Genomic DNA, 24,715 nt, shown 5'->3' with positions numbered 1-24,715 from the left:
ATCACCATGGCTAAATCGAGTGCCGACATCGATCGCATCTCCAGGCCCGGCAGCAATGCCGATATCGAACACTGGGACGTCGAGAACGACGACTTCTGGGAACGGGAGGGCAAGCGGGTCGCCACCCGCAACCTGTGGATCTCCATCCCCAGCCTGCTGATGGGCTTCGCCATCTGGCTGATGTGGGGGATGATCACCACCCAGATGCAGAACCTCGGCTTCCCGTTCACGGTCAGCCAGCTGTTCACCCTGACCGCCATCGCCGGTCTCTCCGGCGCCACCCTGCGCATCCCGGCATCGTTCATGATTCGCATCGCCGGCGGACGCAACACCATCTTCCTGACCACCGCCCTGCTGATGATCCCCGCCGCGGGCACCGGCCTCGCGCTGATGAACCCCGGGACCCCGTTCTGGGTGTTCCAGGCCCTGGCGCTGCTCTCGGGCATCGGCGGCGGCAACTTCGCCTGCTCGATGAGCAACATCTCGACCTTCTTCCCCAGGAAGCAGCAGGGCTATGCGCTGGGCATGAACGCCGGCCTGGGCAACTTCGGCGTCACCACCATGCAGATCCTGATCCCGCTGGTGATGACCGTGGGCATCTTCGGCGCCATCGCCGGCGGCCCCCTGGAGCTCTCGAGCGCCAGCGGCACCCTGATCGGTCGCATCGAGGCGGGCACCGACACCTGGATCCAGAATGCCGGCTTCGTCTGGTTGCTGTTTCTGGTCCCGTTGGCCTTCGCCGGCTGGTTCGGCATGAACAACCTGCGCACCATCACCCCCAACCCGGGCACTCCGGCCGCCGCCTTCGGCAAGATCCTCGGCCTCTACGGTGTCGGCATCGTGACCTCGGTGGCAGGCGTCGTCGCCCTGGGCATCCTCAACATGTGGCTGGCCCTGCCGCTGACCATCGTGCTGACCCTGGTGCTGCTGCGCCTGATCCCCGGCGACATCAAGCCGAACATCCAGAAGCAGTTCGCGATCTTCTCGAACAAGCACACCTGGTCGATGACGGTGCTCTACATCCTCACCTTCGGCTCCTTCATCGGCTTCTCGGCGGCCCTGCCGCTCTCCATCAGCGTCATCTTCGGCAGCATGATGGACGTGGCCGCCGACGGCACCGTGACCCGGGTCGCCAACCCGGACGCCCCCAGCGCCCTGACCTGGGCCTGGATCGGTCCCTTCGTCGGCGCCCTGATCCGTCCCATCGGCGGCTGGATCTCCGACAAGCTGGGCGGCTCCATCGTCACCCAGGTGATCTCCGTGGTGATGGTCGTGGCCTCGGCCGCGGCCGGCTGGGTGATGATGCAGGCCTACAACGCCACCGACCCCAACAGCTACTTCGCCCTGTTCATGATCCTGTTCGTGGTGCTGTTCGCCGCCAGCGGCATCGGTAACGGCTCCACCTTCCGCACCATCGGGGTGATCTTCGACCAGCATCAGAAGGGCCCGGTGCTCGGCTGGACCTCGGCCGTGGCCGCCTACGGTGCCTTCATCGCCCCGCGAGTGATGGGCGAACAGATCCAGGCCGGCACCCCGGAACTCGCCATGTACGGCTTCGCGGTCTTCTACGCGCTCTGCCTGGTGATCAACTGGTGGTTCTACCTGCGCGGCAACGCCTACGTGAAGAATCCCTGACCCCGCCCCCTTCCGGCGCTCGGGACGGGCCCGAGCGCTCCACCTCACCGCTGCGTGTCGAGGTAACCCATGAAGATCATGATCGCCTACGACGGCTCGCGTAACGCCAAGCTGGCGCTGGCGCAGACCGTCACCATGTTCCGCTGCAACGCCCCGACGCTGATCCTCGCCGGCGTGGCCGAGAACCCGCTGGACGCCACCGATGCCAACGAGCGGCTCTTCCAGGAGGAGTACGACGAGCTCAAGGCCGCCCTCCAGGAGGGGATCGACTTCGCCACCGGCGAGGGCTTCGACGCCGAGCTGCTGATCGCCGAGGGCGATGCCCGCAAGATGCTGCTGCGCGCCACCCAGAAACACCAGCCCGACCTGCTGGTGATCGCTCGCCACAGCCACAAGCCCGACGGCGGCATCATCGCCCAGTCGCTCAGCTACTTCGTCGACGAGCTCGACTACATGACCTTCGGCAGCGTCAGTTCCTTCCTGGCACGGCGCGTCGAGTGCCCGTTGCTGATCTTTCCCAGCCCCTGAGACACCTCCGCCACCACGGCAGTCGGGACACCTCGCTCGGGAACCAAGGATTACACGACCATGAAAGTCTCATCCGTCTTCAAGGTACGCAGCCCGGAGATCAGGGCCCTGCACCTGACCTGGATCGCCTTCTTCATCACCTTCTACGTCTGGTTCAACATGGCGCCGCTGGCATCGAGCATGCTCAAGAGCGTCGACTGGCTGACCCGCGACGATATCCGCCTGTTCGCCATCACCAACGTGGCGCTGACCATCCCCGCGCGCATCATCGTCGGCATGGCGCTCGACCGCTTCGGCCCGCGCCGGGTGTTCGCGGTGCTGATGGTGACCATGTCGGTCCCGGCCCTGGTGTTCGCCTTCGGCAACACCATGACCCAGCTGCTGGTGTCGCGCCTGGTGCTGAGCTCCATCGGCGCCAGCTTCGTGGTCGGCATCCACATGACCGCGCTGTGGTTCAAGCCCAAGGACATCGGCTTCGCCGAGGGCTTCTATGCCGGCTGGGGCAACTTCGGCTCCGCCGCCGCCGCCATGTCGCTGCCGACCATTGCGCTGACCATGTACGGCGGCGAGGACGGCTGGCGCTGGGCCATCGCCCAGAGTGCCATCGTCATGGCCGCCTACGGTGTCTACTACTGGTTCGCCATCACCGACGGCCCCGACGCCAGGGCGCACCGCAAGCCGCGCAAGGCCGCCGCCATGGAGGTCAGCACCTGGGGCGACATGATCAAGCTGATCCTCTGGACCATCCCGCTGGTCGGTTGCCTGGGCATCCTGGTGTGGCGCATCGAAAACATGGGCTACCTCTCCGCCACCGGTGCGCTGATCTGCTACCTGGTGATCGCCGCCATCGTGGTCTACCAGATCGTGCAGATCCTGCGGGTCAACGTGCCGATCCTGAAGAAGGGCGTGCCGGAGGACGACCGGTATCCGTTCAGCAGCGTCGCCGCCCTGAACAGCACCTACTTCGCCAACTTCGGTGCCGAGCTCGCCGTGGTCTCGATGCTGCCGATGTTCTTCGAGGAGACCTGGGGGCTGAACGCCGCCACCGCCGGCCTGATCGCCGCCTCGTTCGCCTTCGTCAACCTGGTGGCACGCCCCATGGGCGGCCTGGTCTCCGACCGCATGGGCAACCGCCGCTTCGTGATGCTCAGCTACATGTTCGGCATCGGCATCGGCTTCGTGCTGATGGGCATGCTCAACTCGAGCTGGCCGCTGGTGATCGCCATCGCCATCACCATCTTCACCTCCTTCTTCGTGCAGGGGGCGGAAGGCGCGACCTTCGGCATCATCCCGTCGATCAAGCGCCGCATCACCGGCCAGATCTCCGGCATGGCCGGCGCCTACGGCAACGTCGGGGCGGTGGTCTACCTGACCCTCTTCACCTTCGTCACCCCGACCCAGTTCTTCTATATCATCGCCTCCGGCGCCTTCCTCAGCTGGCTGATCTGCCTGGTGTGGCTGAAGGAGCCCGAGGGGGCCTTCGACGAGGAGTACCACATCTCCTCGGTGGACCGCATGATCGAGGAACAGGAGGCCCTCAAGGTGCAGGCCGGCACCTCCTGACTGTCCGCCCCCGGGGCGCGATGGCCGGCTCACCGCCGGCCATCGCCTTGCCGCTCCGACCATGGCGAGCTCGCCGAGACTTGATCCAGGCCAGGAAATCTCGGTGCAGGCCGCGCTATAGTGGCATCTTAAATACATCAAATGGTCGACACCTCTCATCGGGGATCGGCCGAGCGCCGGATACGAGGTCACCATCATGTCCGCAACCCTCTCCTCTCCCGCACCCGCCCAGGGCAGCAAGGCCGACCGTGGTCGCGGCATGGCCATCGTCGTCTACATGCTCTTCCTGGGCAGCATCCTGGCGGTGGTCACCGCCCCGCTGGGCGTGCTGATCGCTCACCTGGCACGGCGTCACGCCGAACACTGGGTCGCCACCCACCTGCGGTTCCAGATCCGCACCTTCTGGCTGGGCGTGCTGAGCGGCGGCCTGTTCGTGGCGGCCTGGCACCTGCTGGGCGTGCTCGGCCTGCCCGCCCTGGCCCCCTGGGCGCTCGGCTACCTCTACTTCACCGCCTGCCTGATCTGGATGGTGGGCCGCTGCGGGGTGGGCATCGCCCGCCTGACCGCCAACCGCCCGGTCGACAACCCGCGCAGCCTGGCCTTCGGCGGCGCCCGGGTGACCCTGGTGGACGGATGAGCGGCCGCGCGCTGCCCAACCCCGGCTGGGGGCCGCTCTCGGCCCTGCCCGGCAACCCGCTGATGTGGGTGCTGATCCTCAGCGAACTGCTGGTCTTCACCGCCTTCTTCGCGCTCTACGCCTGGCAACGTGCCGCCGATACGGCGCTCTTCGATGCCTCCCAGCGCGAGCTCGACCCGCTGATGGGCGGGCTCAACACCCTGGTGCTGCTGACCAGCGGGCTCTGCGTGGCCCTGGCCGTGGAGGCGACGAGTGCCGAGCGGATCCACCGCGCCCGCCAGTGGCTCTCGGCTTCCATGGGGCTGGGGGGAGTGTTCTGCGTGATCAAGGTCGTCGAGTACGCCGACAAGCTGGCCGCCGGCCTGACGCCGGAGACCAATACCTTCTTCGGCTTCTACTATGGGCTGACCGCCTTCCACTTCGCCCATGTGCTGTTCGGCCTGGGGCTGCTGGCGCTGGTGACCTGGCGCACCTCGCTGGACAACGTGGAAACCGCCGCCGCCTTCTGGCACCTGGTCGACCTGATCTGGATCCTGCTCTATCCGCTCGTCTATCTGCTCAGATGACGGCGACCGACCGATGACTGCAGAGGTGAACATGACCACCCACCCCGGTACCCGCCGCCTGCTCGCGACCTGGGCCACCCTGATGGCCCTGACGGTGATCTCGATGGGCTCGGCGCGCCTGGACCAGGGCGACTGGCAGGCGCTGCCGCTGTGGTCGGCGGGCCTGGTGCTGGCCGCCACCGGCTTCAAGGCCCAGCGGCTGCTGATGGTCTACCTCAACCTGCGCGCCGCCACACCGGCCTGGCAGGGCGCCTTCGTGGGACTGGTGGTGCTGACGCTGGCGCTGATCGGCGCGGGTTACCTGGCCGCCCGCCTCGCCGCCTGACGACCGCCTCAGGCGTCGTCACCCAGCAGCCACCGGTCGAGGCGCCGGTGTGCCTCCTCGATGCCCTGGCCCTTGAGTGACGAGAACAGCTGGATGCTCACCAGGTCCTCCCATTCGCGCAGCCGGCTGCGCACCTGATGCAATGCCCCCTTCGCCGCCCCCGACTTCAGCTTGTCGGCCTTGGTCAGCAGGATATGCACCGGCATCTCCTTGTCGTCGGCCCAGCCGAGCAGGGTCTGGTCGAACTCCGAGAGCGGGTGGCGCACATCCATCACCAGCACCAGGCCACGCAGCGAACCACGGCGCTGCAGGTAGTCGGAGAGATGCCGCTGCCACTCCAGCTTGACCGACTCCGGCACCTTGGCGAACCCGTAGCCGGGCAGGTCGACCAGGCGGCGCTCGGTGTCGTCGCCCAGGGTGAAGAAGTTGATCAACTGGGTGCGGCCCGGGGTCTTGGAGGTGCGCGCCAGGGCCTTCTGCCGGGTCAGGGCATTGATCGCGCTGGACTTGCCGGCGTTGGAGCGCCCGGCGAAGGCCACCTCGGCGCCGCTGTCGGGCGGGCAGGCCGCCAGCGTCGGGGCGCTGGTGAGGAAACGGGCGGTCTGGTAGTTGAGACGAAGGTTGGGCGAATCGTTGAGTCGCGACATGACGGGCTGGTCCTGACGATGGTCGGGGGTGGCAGGGCCGCGGCTTGCATTCCCGCGGCCGGGGTGTTTCGTTATAATGCAGTGTCTTCTGTCTGCGACCCGGGGCACGCTAGTGTACCACCGCGCCCTCGACGTCCGCGAACCGCCAGGCCGCCGAGCCGCCACATGACCCGGCCCTGGCAGGTTTTCGCGATCCGGGCGGCACCCAGGGTACGTACCGGTCAACAACGTAACGGCATAGTGGAACAGCGATGAGAAAGTTACTGGCAAGCCTGGCAATCACCATGGGCGCCGTGGGCGCCGCCCACGCGGACCTGGAAGCCGACGCGGACGCAGCGGCCGGCCGCGAGAAGGCCCAATCCTGCGCCGCCTGTCACGGCCAGGAGGGCATCAGCGCCGCCCCCTCCTTCCCGCACCTGGCCGGCCAGCAGGCCTCCTACCTGGCCAAGCAGATCATGGACATCCGCGACGGCAACCGGGAGGTGGCGCAGATGGCCGGGCAGGTCGACGACTTCTCCGACGAGGACGCCTGGGACGTGGCCAAGTTCTACGCCGAGCAGGACGCCAGCCTCGGCCAGGCCGACCCGGACGAGGAGCTGGTCGCCCGCGGCGAGGAGCTCTATCGCGCCGGTGACATGTCCAAGGGCATCCCGGCCTGCTCCGCCTGCCATACCCCGACCGGCGAGGGCATCGGCAGCGCCGGCTATCCGGCCCTCTCCGGCCAGTTCGCCGACTACACCGTCGCCACCCTGCAGGCCTTCGCCACCGGCGAGCGTGCCAACGACCCCGCCAACATCATGCGCGACATCGCCGCCAAGATGAGCGATGCCGACATGGAAGCCGTGGCCAACTACGTGCTCGGCCTGCACTGAGGCCACCGGCATGTCCTCACGCAAGGGCGGCTCGTGGCCGCCCTTGTCGTCTCCGGCGGCGCACCTCGTCGGGAACCCCGGTAGCGATTCGGGCTCAAAGCCAGCGAACGTGCCCGGCAGCGGCACCGGCTCACCCAAGGAGAGATACCCCCGATGTTCAAGACCCTGATGGTTGCCCTGGCAGGCCTCGGCCTGTCGACCCTGGCCTCGGCCGCCCCCCTGGTGGAAGGCCAGCACTACGAGGTGCTCCCCGAGGCGGTCGAGACCCGCGTCGACGACGGCCAGATCGAGGTCACCGAGGCCTTCTGGTACGGCTGCCCGCACTGTTACAACCTCGAGGATCCGCTCAACGCCTGGGTCGCCGAGCAGCCCGAGGACGTCGTCTTCAAGCGCCTGCCTGCCACCATGGGCGGCGACTGGAACCAGCATGCCATGGCCTTCTATGCCGCCCAGGAGCTGGGCATTCTCGACGCGGTACACGATGATTTCTTCCACGCCATCCACGAGGGTGGCCGCCGGCTCACCGAGGCCGACGACATCGCCGCCTTCTTCAGCGATTACGGGGTCAGCGAGGAGGAGGCGCGCGAGGCCCTGGCATCCTTCGGCGTCAAGAGCCAGGTCAACCAGGCCCATGCCCGCATGCGCGCCATGCGCCTGATGGGCGTTCCCGCCCTGATCATCGATGGCCGCTACCTAGTGACCCCCAGCAGCGCCGGCAGCCTCGACAACATGCCGCAGATCGCCGACGCCCTGGTGGAGAAGGTGCGTGAGGAGCGTACGGACTGACATGCCACATCTGGCCGACGCCAGGACGCCGCTGCTCGACGGCGGCCATTTGAAGCTGCTCACCTTCAACCTGCAGGTGGGCATCCAGACCTCCGCCTACCATCACTACCTGACCCGCAGTTGGCAGCACCTGCTGCCACACCCCAAGCGCATGCGGCGCCTGGACATGATGAGCGAGGTGATCGGTCGCTTCGACATCGTCGGCCTCCAGGAGGTCGACGGTGGCAGCTTCCGCTCGAGCCAGATCAACCAGGTGGAGTACCTGGCGACCCGGGCCGGCTTTCCGCACCACTTCCAGCAGCTCAACCGCAACCTGGGCCGCATCGCCCAGCACAGCAACGGCTTGCTGTCGCGCCTGGCGCCGGCGTGTATCGAGGAGTATCGCCTGCCGGGCACCCTGCCCGGCCGCGGTGCCATCCATGCCCGCTATGGCGAGGGCGCCGACGCCCTGCACCTGTTCGTGGCCCACCTGGCCCTGAGCCATCGTGGCCGGGTGCGTCAGCTCGACTACCTGAGCGAGATCATCCAGCCGCTGCGCCACGTGGTGGTGATGGGCGACCTCAACTGCACCCCGGAACAGCTGCACACCCACGATCGCTTCTGCGCCTCGCTGCCGCTGCACCCGGTGCGCCCGCTGCTCAGCTACCCCTCCTGGCAGCCGCGCCGGGCACTCGACCACATCCTGCTCTCCGACTCGCTGGAAGCCGGCGAGGTGCGAGTGCTCGACCACCTCTTCTCCGACCATCTGCCGATCGCCGTGGACGTCCGCCTGCCACCGGCCTGTCTGACGGCCATGACCGAATCGCTGAAACGGGCCCACCCCTGAGCCCGCGTTGATGGCACGGGGATGACGGTCGGCAGCGAATCGGCGATGATGCGCCTCCGGTTTTCCTTCATCACGAGAGCGACCATGAATCCCGCGAAACGCGAACCGGCCCTGCTCGCACGGCTCGACGCCTTCACCGACCTGATCGGGCGCGGCATCGCCTGGCTGGTCATCGTCATGATGGTGGTGCAGTTCGCCATCGTGGTCATGCGCTACGTCTTCGGCATCCACAGCATCGTGATGCAGGAGTCGGTGATGTACATGCATGCCATGGTCTTCATGCTGGCCGCCGCCTGGACCCTGCGCAATGACGGCCATGTGCGGGTGGACATCTTCTACCGCAAGCTGGCTGCCCGCGGCCGCGCCTGGATCGACCTCGGCGGCACCCTCTTCCTGCTGATACCGGTGCTGGTGTTCATCGCCCTCGTGAGCCTCGGCTACGTGAAGAGCAGCTGGGCGATCCTCGAGCGCTCGCCGGATGGCGGCCTCCCCGCCGTCTTCCTGCTCAAGAGCCTGATCCTGGTGATGGTGGCGCTGCTGCTGATCCAGGCCATCGCCCAGGTGATCCGTCAGGTGCTGATCCTGCGCGGCCGCCTGCCGGGCCACGCCCCCAGCCACGAGGAGGTCCTCTAGTGCTTGCCTCCCTCCTCGAGCTCATGCCGCTGGTGCTGTTCGCCGCGGTCTGCGGCGTGCTGATGCTGGGCTATCCGGTGGCCCTGTCGCTGGCCGGCACCGCGCTGATCTTCGCCGGCCTCGGTTATGCACTGACGCAGATGGGCGTCCCGGTGCCCTTCGAGGCGCGTTACCTGAGCGCCATGCCCAACCGGCTCTACGGCATCATGACCAACCAGACGCTGCTGGCCGTGCCGCTGTTCGTGCTGATGGGCGTGCTGCTGGAGAAGTCGCGGGTCGCCGAGACCCTGCTCGATGCCATGGCCCTGGCCTTCGGCGCGCTGCGCGGCGGGCTCGGCATCGCCGTGGTGCTGGTCGGCATGCTGCTGGCGGCCTCCACCGGCATCGTCGGCGCCACCGTGGTGACCATGGGCCTGCTGTCGCTGCCGACCATGCTCAAGCGCGGCTATTCGCCGGCGCTCGCCACCGGCACCATCTGCGCCACCGGCACCCTGGGACAGATCATTCCTCCGTCCATCGCCCTGGTGCTGCTCGGCGACGTGCTCTCCAACGCCTACCAGCAGGCCCAGTTGGCCATGGGCGTGTGGAGCCCCAAGACCCTCTCGGTGGGCGACCTGTTCATCGGTGCCCTGGTGCCCGGCCTGCTGCTGGTGGCGACCTATATCGTCTACGTGATGATCATCGCCTGGCTGAAGCCCGAGACGGCACCGCCGGCCGACCGTCGGGCGCTGATGCAGGACCTGGGACACAGCGGCAGCCTCTGGCCACTGCTGATCAAGGGGCTGATCCCGCCGGTGCTGCTGATCGTCGCCGTGCTGGGCTCGATCCTCGGCGGCTTCGCCACGCCCACCGAGGCCTCGGCGGTGGGTGCCGCCGGCGCCTTCCTGCTGGCCCTGGCCAACCGCCGGCTGAGCCGGCCGATGCTGCGCGAAGTGGTCCACTCCACCACCCAGGTCACCAGCATGGTGTTCCTGATCCTGATCGGCGCCACCCTGTTCTCGCTGGTATTCCGCGCCTTCGGCGGCGAGGAGCTGGTCATCGAGCTGTTCGAGGCGCTGCCCGGCGGCGTGGTCGGCGCCACCCTGGTGGTGATGCTGGTGATCTTCCTGCTCGGCTTCATCCTCGACTTCATCGAGATCACCTTCGTGGTGGTGCCGATCGTCGGTCCGGTGCTGCTGGCCATGGGCCTCGACCCGATCTGGCTCGGCATCATGATCGCGGTGAACCTGCAGACCTCCTTCCTCACGCCGCCGTTCGGCTTCGCGCTCTTCTACCTGCGTGGCGTGACGCCGGAGTCGGTACCGACCTCGGCGATCTACAAGGGGGTGATCCCGTTCATCGGGCTGCAGCTCGCCATGTTGCTGGCCCTGGCGCTGTTCCCGGGACTGGCCACCTGGCTGCCCTCCGTCCTGTGAGGGCGAAGGACCGCCCACCGGTCGCTGCCCATCACGGACAGAGCGGCGCCAGCCAGCTCTGTGCCAGGTAGAGCACGACGGCGTAGCGGGTGCCCTTGGCCAGCGAGATCAGCAGGATGGCCCGCCACCAGGGCAGCCGGAAGATGCCGGCCAGCACGGTGAGCGGGTCGCCGACCACCGGCGCCCAGGACGCCAGCAGGCTCCACTCGCCGAAGCGGAGGTACCAGCGCTCGGCCCGGGCCAGCCCCTCCCGCGAGGCGGGAAACCAGCGGCGATCCTGGAAGCGCCGGGCGTAGCGGCCCAGCCACACGTTGATCAGGCTGCCCAGGGTGTTGCCGGCGGTGGCCACCGCCCAGAGCATCGGCGCCGGCTCGCCCAGGCACCAGAGCCGGGCCAGCCACACCTCGGAGCCGCCGGGCAGCAGGGTGGCGCTGACCAGGGCGACCACGAACAGGCTCAGCATGCCGCCCCCCGAGCAACCGACACTCCCTTGCGATACGATGACGCCATGACGCTCCCTCGACCCATCCCCAATGTGCTGACCATCGCCGGCTCGGATCCCAGCGGCGGCGCCGGCATCCAGGCCGACCTCAAGACCTTCTCGGCGCTGGGCGCCTATGGTACCAGCGTGATCACCGCGCTGACCGCCCAGAACACCTGCGGCGTCACCGGCGTGCACCCGGTACCGGCGGACTTTATCGCCGCACAACTCGAGACACTACTGGCCGACATCGAGATCGACGCCGTGAAGATCGGCATGGTGGCGAGCCGCGAGGTGGCCGAGACCCTGGGCACCCTTCTCGAGCGCCGTCGCCCGCGCTGGATCGTGCTCGACCCGGTGATGGTCGCCAAGAGCGGCGACGTGCTGGTCGACGACGCCGGCATCCGTGCGGTACGCGAGGTGCTGGTGCCGCTGGCCGACCTGGTCACGCCCAACCTGCCGGAGGCCGCCGTGCTGCTCGACTGCGTGGAACCCCACGACCGAGCGGCCATGGCGGCACTCGCCCCCGGACTGCGCGCGCTCGGCGCCGGCGCGGTGCTGCTCAAGGGCGGCCACCTGGCCGGCGATGCCTGCCCGGACCTGCTGATCACGCCCGACGCCACTCACTGGCTGGAGGGTCCGCGCATCGCTACCGGCAACCTCCACGGTACCGGCTGCACCCTCTCCTCGGCGATCGCCACCCGCCTGGCGCTGGGCGATGCGCTGCCCGACGCCGTGGCCGCCGCCAAGGCCTGGCTCGCCACCGCGCTGGGCGAAAGCCACCGCCTCGCGGTGGGGCGGGGCCACGGCCCGGTGCACCACTTCCACGCCTGGTGGTGAAACACGCGGCGGCCGATTCGGCTTGCAGCCCGGCCGAGCCCCACCCATCCTGAAGGTCCGACCCGCCGGGAACGCCGCCCGGCGCCTTCATGCACCGGAGGGATGCGTCATGACCCAGACCCTGCTGTTCGCCTGCGATCTTTCCGCCGAGAACCGTGCCGCCTATGCCCGCGCCGTCCGCCTGGCGGTGGAGCATGGCGCCCGCCTCGACGTGATCCATGTGCTCGACCCCTATCTGCCGCACCGGGTGCTGCACGATCTGGAGGAGGCGGTGGTCGCCGACATGAAGGCCATCCTCACCGACATCCGCGAGGACTATGCCCTGCCCGAGCCGAAGATGCTGATCCAGACGGTGGCCGGGTCGGCCTATGCCGAGATCATCCGCGAGGCCCACGAGCGCGAAGTGGACATGATCATCCTCGGCGCCCACCGCAAGCGCGGCCAGCCGGACCTCGTCGCCGGCACCACCCTGGCACGGGTGCTGCGCAGCGCCCCCTGTCCGGTGCTCTCGGTGAGCCATCTGGCGAGCCAGGAGTGGCAGGACATCCTGGTCCCGGTGGACTTCTCGCTGACCTCGCGCCACACCCTGCGCGAGACCTTGAAGCGCTTCCCCGACGCCCGCCTCACCCTGCTGCATGCCTGGGACATCCCCGGCGAGCGGGAGCTCGGCTCGGACAGCGACTACGCTCGCTGGCGCGACCGGGAGGTGGCGCGGCTGCGCACCCAGCTCGAGCGCGAGACCGAGCAGCTGATGAGCGAGCTCGACGACGTCCCGGAGCTGGAGCTGGTGCTGGAGCAGGGCGACCCCCTCGAGGTGCTGATGACCCGCCTGCGCCGCCAGCCGCCGGACCTGCTGGCGCTGGGCAGCCGCGGCCAGTTGGGTCGCCAGAGCCAGATCACCGAGCAGCTGCTGGCCGAGCCCCACTGCGACATCATGCTCTGTCGCGCCTGGTAGCCACCGTCGTGCTACCCTTCCCGGCCTGATGTCCAGGCAGGAGGCAGCTCGTCGGATGAAAGCCCTGATTCAGCGCGTACGGCGCGCCAGCGTGGAGGTAGAAGGCCGGGAGGTCGGCGCCATCGGCCAGGGCCTGCTGGCCCTGGTCGGGGTCGAGAGGGGCGACGACGAGGCCGCCGCCGACCGGCTGCTGCACAAGCTGCTGCACTACCGGGTGTTCGGCGATGACGAGGGCCGCATGAACCTCAACCTGCAGCAGGTCGAGGGGGGCCTGCTGCTGGTCTCCCAGTTCACCCTGGCCGCCGATACCCGCAAGGGGCTAAGGCCCGGCTTCTCCAGCGCCGCGCCGCCCACCGAGGGCGACCGTCTCTTCCACTACCTGCTCGACCGCGCCCGCGAGGCCTGGCCGAAGGTCGAGAGCGGCGAGTTCGCCGCCAACATGCAGGTCGCACTGGTCAACGACGGGCCGGTGACCTTTCTGCTCGAAAGCTGAAAGCACCCGGCCGGCTCCGGCGCGCACCAAGCCCGCGGCTTGCCCGGCGACAGGCCTACGAGGAGGCGCTGTGAACCCCTCCCTGGGCGCTACATTCGCCATCCATGGCGAATGACCTCCTCTTCGGCCTATCCCCGGCGCCGCTCACTCAAGGACCCGCACTTCATTATCCTGCACTTGCCGCCTGGCGCTCGGCACTTTCCAGCGCTTCCTCGGCCGCCAGCCATTCGGCCTCGAGATCGTCCAGCCGCGACTTGAGCTCGCCCTGGCGGGCCAGGGTCTCGGTCAATTCGGCCTTGCGCGAGGCGTCGGTGTAGAGCTCGGCCTCGCCCAGCGCCTCCTCCACGCCAGCGAGCTCGGCCAGGACCTTCTCCATCGCCTTCTCTGTCCGGTCGCGCTCGCGCTTGAGCGGGCGCAGCTGCTCGCGCAGCTCGGCGGCGGCTCGCCGGGCCGCCTTGCGATCCTCCTTCGGTTCCGCGCTCTCCGCCTGGCGCTCGACCTTGTCGTTGCGCGCCTCGCGCCGCTCGCCCTCGAGGCGGGCCTTGAGCCAGGCGCGATAGTCCTCCAGGTCGCCGTCGAAGGGTTCGACCCGGTGGTCGGCGACCCGCCAGAACTCGTCCACCGTGGCGCGCAGCAGGTGGCGGTCGTGGGAGACGATGATCACCGTGCCCTCGAAGCTCGCCAGGGCCTCGGTGAGCGCCTCGCGCATCTCCAGGTCCAGGTGGTTGGTCGGCTCGTCGAGCAGCAACAGGTTGGGCTTCTGCCAGGCCACCAGGGCCAGCGCCAGGCGCGCCTTCTCGCCGCCGGAGAAGCTGCCGACCCGGGCGAAGGCATCGTCGCCCTGGAAGCCGAAGCCGCCGAGGAAGTTGCGGATCGCCTGCTCGCTCGCCTTCGGCGACAACCGCTGCACATGCATGAAGGGCGTCGAGGAGAGGTCGAGCCCCTCGAGCTGATGCTGGGCGAAGTAGCCGATGGCCAGGTGCTCGCCGGGCACCCGCTTGCCGGCGAGCAACGGCAGCTCGCCGGTGAGCGACTTGATCAGGGTCGACTTGCCGGCGCCGTTGGGGCCCAGCAGGCCGATGCGCTGGCCCGGCAGCAGGGTCAGCCTTACCTTGTCGAGCTGTACGCTTTCCTGCCCGGCCGCGTCACGGTAGCCGAGCCGCGCCTCGTCAAGCACCAGCAGCGGGTGGGAGGTCTTGTCGGCCGCCGGCAGGCTGAAGTGGAAGGGCGAGTCGGCATGGGCCACGGCGATGTCGCCCATGCGTTCGAGCATCTTCAACCGGCTCTGGGCCTGGCGCGCCTTGGTCGCCTTGGCCCGGAAGCGCGCCACGAAGCGTTCGATCTCCTCGCGGCGGGCCTGCTGCCTGGCCGCCTCCGCCTGCTGCAGCGCCAGCTTCTCGGCCCGGGTGCGCTCGAAGGTAGAGTAGTTGCCGCGGTAGAGCGCGAGCCGCTGGCGGTCGAAGTGCACGATATGGTCACACACCGCGTCCAGGAAGTCGCGGTCGTGGGAGATCAGCAGCAGGGTGCCCGGGTAGCGCACCAGCCACTGCTCGAGCCACAGCAGGGCATCGAGGTCCAGGTGGTTGGTCGGCTCGTCGAGCAGCAGCAGGTCGGAGGGCATGAACAGGGTACGGGCCAGGTTGACGCGCATGCGCCACCCCCCGGAGAAGTCCGCCAGCGGCCGCTCGAGATCGGCCTGGGCGAAGCCCAGCCCCACCAGCAGCTGGGCCGCCCGGGCCGGAGCGCTGTAGCCATCCAGGGCCTCGATGGTGCCGTGGAGCTCGGCCTCGCGATGGGCATCGTCGTGCTCGCGGGCCATCGCCAGGGCGGCCTCGGCACGCCGCAGCTCGTGATCGCCGTCGAGCACATAGTCGACGATGGGGCGCTCCAGCGCCTCCACCTCCTGGGCCATGTGGGCGATGCGCTGGCCGCCGCTCATCTCCACCTGGCCGGCGTCCGGTGCCAGTTGGCCCAGCAGCAGGCCGAACAGGCTCGACTTGCCGGCACCGTTGGGCCCGACGATCCCCGCCTTGTGCCCCGCATGCAGGGTCAGGTCGGCCTCCTCGAACAGTCGCTGGGTGCCGCGTTGCAGGGAAACTTGGCGCAGTGCGATCATGCTGGCTCCACTCGACAGGACGTGAGACTGTCGCCGCGATACGACGACAGCCGATGGATGACCCCCGATTCTACCGAATTGCCGCCCGCTCTGCGGGCCAGGCTCATCGCCAACCCGCTCTGGGACTTCGCCCTGACGCTCTACGCCCGGGAAGGGGTCGAGGCCGCCTGCCTGCACCTGCAGGACGACGCCGGGCTGGACGTCTGCGAACTGCTGTGGCGCTGCTGGCTGTTCCACCACGGCGTCCAGCCGGCCGACGAGCCCGCCGGCCTGGCCGAGATCCGCCGCTGGCAGCAGGAGATCACCGTGCCGCTGCGTCGGCTGCGCCGTGCCCTGAAGGCCGAGGCGGCGACTCGTCCCGCTGTCGCCGACCTGCGCCGTACGCTTCAGCGAGCCGAGCTCGAGGCCGAGCGGGAGACGCTCGCCCGCCTGGAGGCACTCACCCCCGACTGTCGCCCGGCACCACTGTCGTCGGCCCGTCCGGGGTTGAAAAAACATCTCGAGGACTACCTGCAACTACAGAAAAAATCGCATCTTTCTGCCCTGCAAAGGCTAGAAAGCTCGCTTGACCCCTCCCGGGCCCCACGCTAGCCTGAAACTAACCGTGCAGGATTTTTACCTGCTCGTTACCTGGCAATATCACCCGATCTTGACCAGTCCAACCGCGAGGGGAACACAAGAATGAAGGCAACCAAGCTGTTGACCACGGCCTCTGTCGGCGCGCTGCTGTTCGGCATGTCCGCCGCAGCCTATTCCGCCGAGTGGCGCTATGCCCATGAGGAATTCGAAGGTGACGTTCAGGACGTGTTTGCGGTCGCCTTCAAGGAGTATATCGAGGAAAACTCCGACCATACGGTTCAGGTCTACCGTTTCGGCGAGCTCGGCGAGTCGGATGACTTCATGGAGCAGACCCAGGCCGGCATCCTGCAGTTCGTCAACCAGTCCCCCGGCTTCACCGGCGCGCTGATTCCCGAGGCGCAGATCTTCTTCATTCCCTACCTGCTGCCGACCGACGAGGAAACCGTCCTCAAGTTCTTCGACGAGAGCGTGGCCATCAACGAGATGTTCCCGGAGCTCTACGCCGAGCAGGGTCTCGAACTGCTGAAGATGTACCCGGAAGGCGAGATGGTCATCACCGTCGACGAGCCGATTCGCACCCCGGAGGATCTGCGCGGCAAGAACATCCGCACCATGACCAACCCGCTGCTCGCCGCGACCTACCGCGCCTTCGGTGCCAGCCCGACGCCACTGCCCTGGGGCGAGGTCTACGGTGGCCTGCAGACCAACATCATCCAGGGCCAGGAGAACCCGATCTTCTGGATCGAATCGGGTGGCCTCTACGAGGTCTCCCCGCACCTGGTGTTCACCGGCCACGGCTGGTTTACCACCGCCATGATGGCCAACCAGGACTTCTTCGACGGCCTCTCCGAGGAAGACCAGCAGCTGGTGCGTGATGCCGCCGATGCGGCCTACGACCACACCATCCAGCACATCCAGGGCCTGGCCGAGGAGTCCCTGGCCAAGATCCAGGAGGCTTCCGACGAGGTCACCGTGACGCGCCTGACCGAGGAGGAGATCCAGGCCTTCCGTGAGCGTGCCCCGCAGGTCGAGGAAGAATTCCTCGAGATGACCGGCGAGCGCGGCCAGGAACTGCTCGACCAGTTCAAGGCCGACCTGGAAGCCGTTGACGGCGAGTAAGCCTCCGGGCCGCTCGCCGCAAGCACGCCAAGGGGGCAGCCGTCCGGCTGCCCCCTTGGCGTTGGGCCCCGGCCAATCAGCGTTGAAGCTCTGGCCACGGGTCCGGCCACCCGTTGCGTACGCTTGAGAACGAGCAAGGCGACACCCCTTCTCTCGGGGAAGACCCTCAGGAGTCTGGTCACATGACTGAAGAAGAATCCGAAAAGAACTACCGGTCGACGCTTCCCGGCCCCCTGGGGCCGATCGATACCTGGATCAGCAAGATCGAGGCGGTGATCCTGGCCATGGGGATTATCCTCATGGCGATCAATACCATCGCCAACGTCATCGGCCGCTTCGTGTTCGGCGAGAGTCTGCACTTCTCCGAGGAAGTCAACCGCATCCTGATCGTGATGGTGACCTTCGCCGGCATCGGCTATGCGGCGCGCCATGGGCGACACATCCGCATGTCGGCGATCTACGATGCCCTGCCCACCGGCGGGCGCCGCTGGCTGATGATCTTCATCTGCCTGTTCACCGCCCTGGTGATGTTCGTGCTCTGCTACTACTCGATCGGCTATATCCTCACCATCTACGGCCGCGGTCGGGTGCTGCCGTCGCTGAGCATCCCGGTGTGGATCATGTACCTCTGGGTTCCGGTGGGCTTCACCATCACCGGCATCCAGTACCTGCTGACCGCCATCAAGAACCTCACCTCCCGTGACGTCTACCTGTCGACCCATGTGGTCGATGGCTACAAGGACACGGAAACGGAAGTCTGACGCAGGGCACGCGAGGAATCCCCCATGACAACCATCATCGTCTCCATCATGATCGTGCTGCTGCTGCTGGGCTTCCCGATGATGATCCCCCTGGCCACCGCGGCCTTCGTCGGCTTCTACATGACCTTCGGCGGTTTCGGCCAGATGGAAACCCTGATCCAGCAAATGATGGGCGGTATTCGCCCCACGGCGCTGATCGCCGTACCGCTGTTCATCCTGGCCGCCGACATCATGACCCGCGGCCAGTCGGCCAACCGCCTGATCAACATGGTGATGGCCTTCGTCGGCCACATCAAGGGCGGGCTGGCGGTCAGTACCGCGGCCTCCTGCACGCTGTTCGGCGCGGTCTCGGGCTCGACCCAGGCCACGGTGGTGGCGGTCGGCTCGCCGCTGCGGCCCCGTATGCTCAAGGCCGGCTACAAGGACCCCTTCACCCTGGCGCTGATCATCAACTCCAGCGACATCGCCTTCCTGATCCCGCCGAGCATCGGCATGATCATCTACGGGGTCATCTCCGGCACCTCCATCGGCGAGCTGTTCATCGCCGGCATCGGCCCGGGGCTGCTGATCCTGGCCCTGTTCTCGGTCTACTGCGTGATCTACGCCATCGTCAAGGACGTGCCCACCGAGCCGCGTTCCAGCTGGAAGACGCGGGGCCTGGCGGTGCGCGACGCCCTCTGGCCGCTGGGCTTCCCGGTGCTGATCGTCGGCGGCATCTACGGCGGCGTCTTCAGCCCCACCGAGGCCGCGGCGGCCTGCGTGCTCTATGCGGTGCTGCTCGAGTTCGTGGTCTTCCGCTCGCTGAAGCTTCACCACATCTACACCATCGCCAAGTCGACCGGCCTGATCACTGCGGTGGTGTTCATCCTGGTGGCCGTCGGCAACGGCTTCTCGTGGATCATCTCCTTCGCCCAGATCCCGCAGACGCTCCTTGCCGCCTTCGGCATCAACGAGGCCGGGCCGATCGGCGTGCTGGTCGCCATCTCGGTGGCCTTCTTCGTCGCCTGCATGTTCGTCGACCCCATTGTGGTGATCCTGGTGCTGACGCCGATCTTCGCCCCGGCCATCGCCGCCTCCGGACTCGACCCGGTGCTGGTGGGCGTGCTGATCACCCTGCAGGTGGCGATCGGCTCGGCGACCCCGCCCTTCGGCTGCGACATCTTCACCGCCATCGCCATCTTCAAGCGACCCTACTGGGAAGTGATCCGCGGCACGCCCCCCTTCGTCTTCATGCTGGTGCTGGCGGCCGCTCTCATCATCATCTTCCCGCAGATCGCGCTGTTCCTGCGTGACCTGGCCTTCCGCTGAGCCACTGTCCAGACCCACTGACCCCAGGAGATGGCAACGATGTTCAATCGGATACTGATACCGGTGGACGGCTCGAAGGGGGCGCTGAAGGCCCTGGAAAAGGCCGTGGGGCTGCAGATGCTGACCGGCGCCGAGCTCTACATCCTCTGCGTCTTCAAGCACCACAGCCTGCTGGAGGCCTCGCTCTCCATGGTCCGGCCCGACAAGCTGGACATCCCCGACGACGCCCTCAAGGAGTACGCCACCGAGATCGCCGTGCATGCCAAGGGCGAAGCCCTGGCGCTGGGGGCCGAGCCGACCAGGCTGCGCGCCTTCGTCAAGGGCGGCCGCCCCTCGCGCACCATCGTGCGCTTCGCGCGCAAGCGCGAGTGCGACCTGATCGTGATCGGCTCCCAGGGCACCAACGGCGAGAAGAGCATGCTGCTGGGCAGCGTGGCCCAGCGGGTCGCGGGCTCCGCCCACTGCCCCACGCTGGTCGTCTGACCCCCCCCCCCCGCCTCCCGGGCCGGCTTCCCGCACCGCGCCGGTCTCTGGTGCGGAACCGGCCCGGCCCTGTTACAGTCCCATGGTTTCCATGCACTGGCGCCGCGGCGCCCGGACCACAAGGCTTGCCGATGAAGAGACTGCTGACCACCGCCTCCCTGACCGCCCTCCTGGGCGCCGCCCCCCTGGCGCTGGCGACACCGGAAACCGACGACGAGCGCCTGGGCTACAGCCTGGGCGTGACCCTGGGCCAGAGCATTCAGCAGGACGTCGAGGACCTGAACGTCGACGCCTTCACCCAGGCCATTCGCGACGTCTTCGAAGGCGGTGAACTGGCCATGAGCGACGAGGAGATGGCCGAGGCCCTGATGCGCTTCCAGCAGGAGGCCATGGCCGCCCGCGAGGCCGAGGCCGAGCAGCTGGCCGAAGCCAACCGCGCCGACGGCGAAGCCTTCCTGGCCACCAACGCCGAGGAAGAGGACGTCGAGGTCACGGAGTCCGGCCTGCAGTACAAGGTGCTGGAATCCGGCGACGGCGCCTCTCCTGGCCCCGAGTCCAGCGTCGAGGTGCACTACGAGGGCACCCTGATCGACGGTACCGTCTTCGACAGCTCCTACGAGCGCGGCGAGCCGGTCAGCTTCCGGGTCGGCCAGGTGATCGAGGGCTGGCAGGAGGCGTTGCAGCTGATGAGCGTCGGTGACACCTGGGAGATCGTCATCCCCGCCGAGCTGGCCTATGGCGCCCAGGGCCAGGGCCCCATCGGCCCCCACGAGACGCTGATCTTCAAGGTCGAGCTGCTCGGCGTTGACGCCGACTGACCACCGACCATGAACCTCCTTGTCTCTGTCGCCGCCGGCCTCGTTCTGGCAGGGCTGGCGGTCGCCCCTGCGGCCGCCGAGCGGCTCCCCGAGCTACCCCGACTGGGCATCGCCGCCGACGACATCAGCGTGGTCGGCGTCTCCTCCGGCGGCTACATGGCCACCCAGCTGGCGGTGGCCTGGCCGGAGCGTTTCGCCGGCCTCGCCGTGCTGGGCGCCGGCCCTTGGTCCTGCGCCCAGGGGGCCTTGCGTCTCGCGCTCGGACAATGCATGACAACGCGGCTGGGCGCCCCGGAGCTGGACGAACTGGCCAACCGCCATCGGGAGTACGTGGAGCGCGGCCTGGTGGGCGACCCCCAGGCACTGGCGCGACTGCGGGTGTTCATCTGGCATGGCACCGAGGACGATACCGTGTCGCCGGCCCTGGGGCGTGCCCTGGCCGAGCAGATGCAGGGCTGGCTGGAGAGCCCCGAGGAGCAGCTCCAACTGACCGAGAGCGAGGCTATCGGCCACGGTTGGCCCGTGGCCACCCGAGAGGAGACCCCCGTCGATATCCTTGCCGGCTGCCGCGCCGGGGGCGGTACCCACCTGCTGGCCTGTGGCCTGGACATCGCCGGCGAGGCATTGGGCTGGCTGCATGGCGCACTCGACCCGCCGGCCGAAACGGCCCCCCTCGACCACCTGACGCGCTTTACCCAGGCCCCGTTCCTCGACGGCAAGGGATTCGACGAAGCGGGCTATCTGTTCGTGCCCGAGGGATGCGAGGAGGGTGACTGCGGGCTGACCGTGGTGCTGCACGGCTGCACCATGGGCGCCGGACAGATCGGCGACGCCTTCGTGCGTCACAGCGGGCTCAACGAGTGGGCGGCCACCAATCGTCGCGTGATCCTCTACCCCCAGGCGGATACCAGCCTGGCCAATCCCCAGGGCTGCTGGGACTGGTGGGGGTTCGCCGAAAGCACCTGGCAGCTGGATCCGCTGCACGACACCCGCGAGGGCACCCAGACACGCGCCCTGATGGGCATGATCGATCGACTGGCACAATCCCCGGAGGCGTGACTACCGATCGGCGTCAGCCCCCCAGCTCGCTCTCCAGCGCCGAGATCAGCGCATGGGGGGCGGGCGAATAGAGCACTCGCTTCTGGATTCGCCCCTCCCGGTCGACCAGGTAGAGCGACGAGCTGTGGTCGATGGTGTACTCCATCGCCGATTCCGGCGTCTCCACGCGGCGCCAGACCACGCCGTAGCGCTCGGCGATCTCCTCGAGCTGCGCCTCACTGCCGGTGGCGCCGATGAAGGCATCGCCGAAATAGCCGGTGTACTCGGCCAACCGTTCCAGGGTATCGCGCTCGGGGTCCACCGAGATCAACACCGGCACCACCCGCTCGCGGCTTTCGTCGTCGAGCTCGGCCAGCGCCTGGCGCACCACTGCCATGCTCATGGGACAGACGTCGGGGCAGTAGGTGTACCCGAAGAAGAGGATCGCCAGCTGATCGTCGTCGAGCCGGGAGAGCGAGAAGTCGCCATGGGTCGAGGAGAGCTCCACCGGGCCGCCCTGCGCCCCGTGGCCCGTGCCACCGGCCACCTGCTGCTGGTACCAGGCATAACCGCCGAGGGCGGTCGCCATCACGATCACGGCCAGCCCCACCCAGATCCCCTGTCGCTTCATGGTGTGTGTCGCTCCACATCGAAATCGAACCAGCTCCCCAGGCTTCCCCGGGAGGTCTCCACTACCACCCGCGCCCGCCACGGCATGACCGACTCGGTACAGATCGCCACCTGGCCCTCGCCGCGGAAGACGCCGTCGGCACCGCGGGTGAGCGGGAAGCGATGCAGCCCCATGTCCATGTCGCGGCCGACGAACTCGACCCGTGCCGTTTCGGCCTCGAGGCCCTCGAGGGTCACGACCAGGGGCAGGGGCTCCAGCGCCCGAATCCGCCCGGCGACGTCGGCCTCGAGCGTGAGGCTGACGCCCCGATCAAGGGTCGCCGCGCAGGCGCCGACATGCAAGTCGCAAGGGGCCTCGGGGGCAAACCAGCGCACCTCGCCGCCACCGCGAAGACTGTAGCTGGTCAGGTACCAGAGCGCCACGGCGATGACCCCCAGTGTCACCAGCATCAGCAGGCGCAGCAGCGGGGAACGCGAGACACCGGTTTCCATCGGCGGGTGGTGGGGCATGGCGGCGAAAGAAGCACTCCAGAGGGGGCAGGATGCGGGTAAGCTTATCAGCATTTGCCCTGAGTCGACTGTGCAAGGATGTCGCAGGGCGGCACGACGAGGGAGGCGTTCATGGAGGGAGTGGCAAGCGCACTGGGGCCGCTGTTCCTGCTGATCCTGCTGGGAGCCGTGCTGGGTTGGACCCGCCAGCCCGGTGGCGACTTCTGGCCACGGCTGGAAAGGCTGATCTACTTCCTGCTGTTTCCCGCCATGCTGATCTCGACCCTGGCCACCGCCGACGTGAGCCAGGTGCCGGTCGCCCGGCTGGCGCTGGCCCTGCTCGGCGCCATGAGCCTGTTCGGCGCCCTGTTGTGGCTCCTTCGGGACCGGCTGCGGCTCGAACCACCGGCCTTCACCTCGGCCTTCCAGGGCGCCCTGCGCTTCAACACCTATGTCGGCGTGGCCGGCGCCGCGGCGCTTCATGGCGGTGCCGGGGCCACCGTGGCCGCGGTGGCCGTGGCACTGATGGTGCCGGTGGTCAATGTGCTCTGCGTGGCCAGCTTCATCGCCGCCGGCACCCTGGGGCCCTCCAGCCTCGGCCGTAGCCTGGCCGCGCTGGTACGTAACCCGCTGATCCTCGGCTGCCTGATCGGCATCGGCCTCAACCTCAGCGGCATCGGCCTGCCCGGCTGGAGCGGTGCCACCGTGGAACTGCTGGGGCGCGCCGCCCTGCCACTGGGCCTGGTGGCGGTGGGCGTGGCACTGCGCCCCGCCGCCCTGATCCGCCTGGACCGCGGTGTCTGGGCCACCAACCTGATCAAGCTGGTGCTGATGCCGGCCCTGGTGCTGGGGCTCGCCCTGGTCTTGCGACTCGACCCGGTGAGCCGCGACGTGGCCCTGCTGTTTGCCGCCCTGCCCACCGCCACCTCGGCCTATATCCTGGCCCGTCAACTGGGGGGCGACGCCGAACTGATGGCGGCGCTGATCACCGGTCAGACCCTGTTGGCCATGGTGACGCTGCCCTTGTGGCTGCGGCTCCTCGGCTAGCGGCAGGGCTTAAACAAAAAATATTCGCATTTGTGTTGACGAACTAAATGAGAATGATTACCTTTGCAGGTGTGGCGTTGATGAGGCGCCACGGCCAGGGCAGGGCCCGCCAGTCTCCTGCCATGGTTTCTCCCTCTCATTGCTAGTCACGGTCTTGCCGCCACCCACCCGGGTGGCGTTTTTTTGTTCAGCGCATGTCGCCCGATCAGGCCGGCCGCGGCACCGCATGCCAGGGGCCGCGCTCGTGGAGGCGCTCGCGCAGCAGCGCGGCCAGGGCCTCGACCGCCGGTCGCGAGGAGACCTCGATCTGCCGGGCGAAGAACAGCTTCGCCTCGCAACGCTTCAGCGGCGGCAAGCCGTCCTCACTGCCGAGCTCGCGCATGGCCGACGTCAACCGCTCGCGATCGAGCACACTGACCGCCAGGCCCATCTCCACCGCCTTCTCGACGGCATGAATGCTGGTGCTGGTGAAGACCGCATGCCAGGGCCTGCCGAGGGCTTCCAGCGCTTCGATCGCCAGGGCCCGGTAGGGGCAGTCGACCTCGTGGAGCGCCAGGGGCAGGCGCGGCCTTGCGCTCAACTCACCTCTGCGCGGGCCGGCCCATACCGGCGTGGTATGCCACAGGGTTTCGCCGCCCGGCAGCGAGTGGGGCCGATCCAGCATCACCGCCAGCGTCAGCCGGGAGCGGTTCAGTTGTCGCGCCAGCTCGCCGCTGGTGGCGGTGACGACCTCCAGCAGCACATCGGGATGATAGGCCATGAACTCCGGCAGCACGCTGCCCAGCAGCTCCCGGGCATAGTCTTCGGGGAGCCCCAGGCGTACCTTGCCGCCGAGCCCCCGGCCGGTGAAACGCGACAGCATGCCGTCGTGCAGCCGCAACAGCTCGCGCGACTCCTGCAGCAGGGCCTCGCCGATCGCGGTGGGCGTCACCCCGCGCGAGCCCCGCTCCAGCAGCCGCGAGCCCAGCGCCTCTTCCAGGCGCTTGATCTGCATGCTGATGGCACTGACGGTGCGATGACGCTGCTGCGCCGCCGCCGCCAGCGACCCCAGTTGGGCGGCGGCCTGGAAGCTGCGCAACAGCTCGAGATCCAGCGTCGCGGTCGAGACTTCAGCCATGTTGAAAC

The 24,715-nt window shown here is 68.1% G+C and carries 28 protein-coding genes; 22 read left to right on the top strand and 6 right to left on the bottom strand.

Features of this window, described 5'->3' with window-relative positions:
* Positions 1–6 precede the first annotated feature (6 nt).
* The 6 genes from C1H66_RS16840 (at position 7) to C1H66_RS16815 (ending at position 5,254) form a co-directional block, all read left to right on the top strand.
* Positions 7–1,635, top strand: coding sequence for an MFS transporter (locus C1H66_RS16840; protein WP_102629036.1), 1,629 nt, complete (start codon positions 7–9; stop codon positions 1,633–1,635).
* Positions 1,636–1,704: 69 nt separating this feature from the next.
* Positions 1,705–2,163, top strand: coding sequence for a universal stress protein (locus C1H66_RS16835; RefSeq protein ID WP_102629035.1), 459 nt, complete (start codon positions 1,705–1,707; stop codon positions 2,161–2,163).
* Between the two features lie 60 nt (positions 2,164–2,223).
* Positions 2,224–3,726, top strand: a complete 1,503-nt coding sequence (locus C1H66_RS16830; protein ID WP_102629034.1) for an MFS transporter — start codon at positions 2,224–2,226, stop codon at positions 3,724–3,726.
* Between the two features lie 196 nt (positions 3,727–3,922).
* Positions 3,923–4,363: a DUF4870 family protein gene (locus C1H66_RS16825; protein ID WP_102629033.1), complete on the top strand. Its 441-nt coding sequence runs from the start codon at positions 3,923–3,925 to the stop codon at positions 4,361–4,363.
* Entirely contained in the window at positions 4,360–4,929 is a 570-nt protein-coding gene (locus C1H66_RS16820; protein ID WP_205738686.1) for a cytochrome c oxidase subunit 3 family protein, read from the top strand. The genes C1H66_RS16825 and C1H66_RS16820 overlap by 4 nt, the downstream gene beginning before the upstream one ends.
* Positions 4,930–4,960: 31 nt before the next feature.
* On the top strand, positions 4,961–5,254 hold the full coding sequence (locus C1H66_RS16815) for a cytochrome C oxidase subunit IV family protein (RefSeq protein WP_102629032.1): 294 nt from the start codon (positions 4,961–4,963) through the stop codon (positions 5,252–5,254).
* A gap of 8 nt (positions 5,255–5,262) precedes the next feature.
* Here C1H66_RS16815 and yihA read toward each other — a convergent pair whose 3' ends face one another.
* On the bottom strand, positions 5,263–5,901 hold the full coding sequence (gene yihA / locus C1H66_RS16810; RefSeq protein ID WP_102629031.1) for a ribosome biogenesis GTP-binding protein YihA/YsxC: 639 nt from the start codon (positions 5,899–5,901) through the stop codon (positions 5,263–5,265).
* 251 nt (positions 5,902–6,152) lie between these two features.
* Between yihA and C1H66_RS16805 the strand changes: the two genes are divergently transcribed.
* The 5 genes from C1H66_RS16805 (at position 6,153) to C1H66_RS16785 (ending at position 10,433) form a co-directional block, all read left to right on the top strand.
* Positions 6,153–6,773, top strand: a complete 621-nt coding sequence (locus C1H66_RS16805; RefSeq protein WP_102629030.1) for a c-type cytochrome — start codon at positions 6,153–6,155, stop codon at positions 6,771–6,773.
* Positions 6,774–6,926: 153 nt separating this feature from the next.
* Positions 6,927–7,559: a thiol:disulfide interchange protein DsbA/DsbL gene (locus C1H66_RS16800; RefSeq protein WP_102629029.1), complete on the top strand. Its 633-nt coding sequence runs from the start codon at positions 6,927–6,929 to the stop codon at positions 7,557–7,559.
* A gap of 1 nt (position 7,560) precedes the next feature.
* Positions 7,561–8,385, top strand: coding sequence for an endonuclease/exonuclease/phosphatase family protein (locus C1H66_RS16795; RefSeq protein WP_102629028.1), 825 nt, complete (start codon positions 7,561–7,563; stop codon positions 8,383–8,385).
* A gap of 84 nt (positions 8,386–8,469) precedes the next feature.
* Positions 8,470–9,018: a TRAP transporter small permease subunit gene (locus C1H66_RS16790; protein WP_102629027.1), complete on the top strand. Its 549-nt coding sequence runs from the start codon at positions 8,470–8,472 to the stop codon at positions 9,016–9,018.
* On the top strand, positions 9,018–10,433 hold the full coding sequence (locus C1H66_RS16785; protein WP_102629026.1) for a TRAP transporter large permease: 1,416 nt from the start codon (positions 9,018–9,020) through the stop codon (positions 10,431–10,433). Before C1H66_RS16790 ends, C1H66_RS16785 begins: the two co-directional genes overlap by 1 nt.
* Before the next feature lie 31 nt (positions 10,434–10,464).
* On the opposite strand, the gene C1H66_RS16780 is transcribed toward C1H66_RS16785, so the two are convergent.
* Complete coding sequence (locus C1H66_RS16780) at positions 10,465–10,896, bottom strand: YqaA family protein (protein ID WP_102629025.1); 432 nt, start codon at positions 10,894–10,896, stop codon at positions 10,465–10,467.
* Positions 10,897–10,941: 45 nt separating this feature from the next.
* On the opposite strand from C1H66_RS16780, the gene thiD reads away from it, so the two are divergent.
* The 3 genes from thiD (at position 10,942) to dtd (ending at position 13,202) form a co-directional block, all read left to right on the top strand.
* The gene (gene thiD, locus C1H66_RS16775) at positions 10,942–11,754 is read left to right on the top strand and encodes a bifunctional hydroxymethylpyrimidine kinase/phosphomethylpyrimidine kinase (protein ID WP_102629024.1); all 813 of its coding nucleotides are present in this window, start codon (positions 10,942–10,944) and stop codon (positions 11,752–11,754) included.
* A 109-nt stretch (positions 11,755–11,863) separates the two neighbouring features.
* Positions 11,864–12,709: a universal stress protein gene (locus C1H66_RS16770; RefSeq protein ID WP_102629023.1), complete on the top strand. Its 846-nt coding sequence runs from the start codon at positions 11,864–11,866 to the stop codon at positions 12,707–12,709.
* A gap of 55 nt (positions 12,710–12,764) precedes the next feature.
* Entirely contained in the window at positions 12,765–13,202 is a 438-nt protein-coding gene (gene dtd / locus C1H66_RS16765; protein WP_102629022.1) for a D-aminoacyl-tRNA deacylase, read from the top strand.
* Positions 13,203–13,368: 166 nt separating this feature from the next.
* Here dtd and C1H66_RS16760 read toward each other — a convergent pair whose 3' ends face one another.
* A complete protein-coding gene (locus C1H66_RS16760) occupies positions 13,369–15,318 on the bottom strand; it encodes an ATP-binding cassette domain-containing protein (protein WP_102629021.1) in 1,950 nt (649 codons plus the stop codon).
* A 57-nt stretch (positions 15,319–15,375) separates the two neighbouring features.
* Here C1H66_RS16760 and C1H66_RS16755 point away from each other — a divergent pair, with 57 nt between their 5' ends.
* The 7 genes from C1H66_RS16755 to C1H66_RS16725 all read left to right on the top strand — a co-directional run bounded on the left by C1H66_RS16755 (position 15,376) and on the right by C1H66_RS16725 (position 21,445).
* A complete protein-coding gene (locus tag C1H66_RS16755; RefSeq protein ID WP_102629020.1) occupies positions 15,376–15,909 on the top strand; it encodes a TIGR02444 family protein in 534 nt (177 codons plus the stop codon).
* Positions 15,910–15,999: 90 nt separating this feature from the next.
* Positions 16,000–17,016 (top strand): TRAP transporter substrate-binding protein, encoded by a 1,017-nt coding sequence (locus C1H66_RS16750; protein ID WP_102629019.1) that lies wholly within the window; start codon positions 16,000–16,002, stop codon positions 17,014–17,016.
* A 182-nt stretch (positions 17,017–17,198) separates the two neighbouring features.
* Positions 17,199–17,777, top strand: a complete 579-nt coding sequence (locus tag C1H66_RS16745; RefSeq protein ID WP_102629018.1) for a TRAP transporter small permease — start codon at positions 17,199–17,201, stop codon at positions 17,775–17,777.
* A gap of 24 nt (positions 17,778–17,801) precedes the next feature.
* Positions 17,802–19,085 (top strand): TRAP transporter large permease, encoded by a 1,284-nt coding sequence (locus C1H66_RS16740; protein WP_102629017.1) that lies wholly within the window; start codon positions 17,802–17,804, stop codon positions 19,083–19,085.
* Positions 19,086–19,124: 39 nt separating this feature from the next.
* Positions 19,125–19,568 carry a universal stress protein gene (locus C1H66_RS16735; protein ID WP_102629016.1) on the top strand — a complete coding sequence of 148 codons (444 nt, stop codon included), beginning with the start codon at positions 19,125–19,127 and terminating at the stop codon, positions 19,566–19,568.
* A gap of 131 nt (positions 19,569–19,699) precedes the next feature.
* Positions 19,700–20,386: a BamJ family beta-barrel-assembly machinery protein gene (bamJ, locus tag C1H66_RS16730; RefSeq protein ID WP_102629015.1), complete on the top strand. Its 687-nt coding sequence runs from the start codon at positions 19,700–19,702 to the stop codon at positions 20,384–20,386.
* Between the two features lie 9 nt (positions 20,387–20,395).
* The gene (locus C1H66_RS16725) at positions 20,396–21,445 is read left to right on the top strand and encodes an alpha/beta hydrolase family protein (RefSeq protein WP_102629014.1); all 1,050 of its coding nucleotides are present in this window, start codon (positions 20,396–20,398) and stop codon (positions 21,443–21,445) included.
* 13 nt (positions 21,446–21,458) lie between these two features.
* Here the strand turns inward: C1H66_RS16725 and C1H66_RS16720 are convergent, their stop codons facing one another.
* Positions 21,459–22,055 carry an SCO family protein gene (locus C1H66_RS16720; protein WP_102629013.1) on the bottom strand — a complete coding sequence of 199 codons (597 nt, stop codon included), beginning with the start codon at positions 22,053–22,055 and terminating at the stop codon, positions 21,459–21,461.
* Positions 22,052–22,564, bottom strand: coding sequence for a hypothetical protein (locus C1H66_RS16715; RefSeq protein WP_240618371.1), 513 nt, complete (start codon positions 22,562–22,564; stop codon positions 22,052–22,054). The genes C1H66_RS16720 and C1H66_RS16715 overlap by 4 nt, the downstream gene beginning before the upstream one ends.
* A 111-nt stretch (positions 22,565–22,675) precedes the next feature.
* On the opposite strand from C1H66_RS16715, the gene C1H66_RS16710 reads away from it, so the two are divergent.
* On the top strand, positions 22,676–23,590 hold the full coding sequence (locus tag C1H66_RS16710; protein ID WP_102629012.1) for an AEC family transporter: 915 nt from the start codon (positions 22,676–22,678) through the stop codon (positions 23,588–23,590).
* A 205-nt stretch (positions 23,591–23,795) separates the two neighbouring features.
* On the opposite strand, the gene C1H66_RS16705 is transcribed toward C1H66_RS16710, so the two are convergent.
* Positions 23,796–24,707 carry a LysR substrate-binding domain-containing protein gene (locus C1H66_RS16705; RefSeq protein ID WP_102629011.1) on the bottom strand — a complete coding sequence of 304 codons (912 nt, stop codon included), beginning with the start codon at positions 24,705–24,707 and terminating at the stop codon, positions 23,796–23,798.
* Positions 24,708–24,715 lie beyond the last annotated feature (8 nt).

The sequence above is a fragment of the Halomonas heilongjiangensis genome (genome assembly GCF_002879645.1).
In the GTDB taxonomy this organism is placed as follows: domain Bacteria; phylum Pseudomonadota; class Gammaproteobacteria; order Pseudomonadales; family Halomonadaceae; genus Halomonas; species Halomonas heilongjiangensis.
This window is presented reverse-complemented; position numbering and strand designations above follow the sequence as displayed.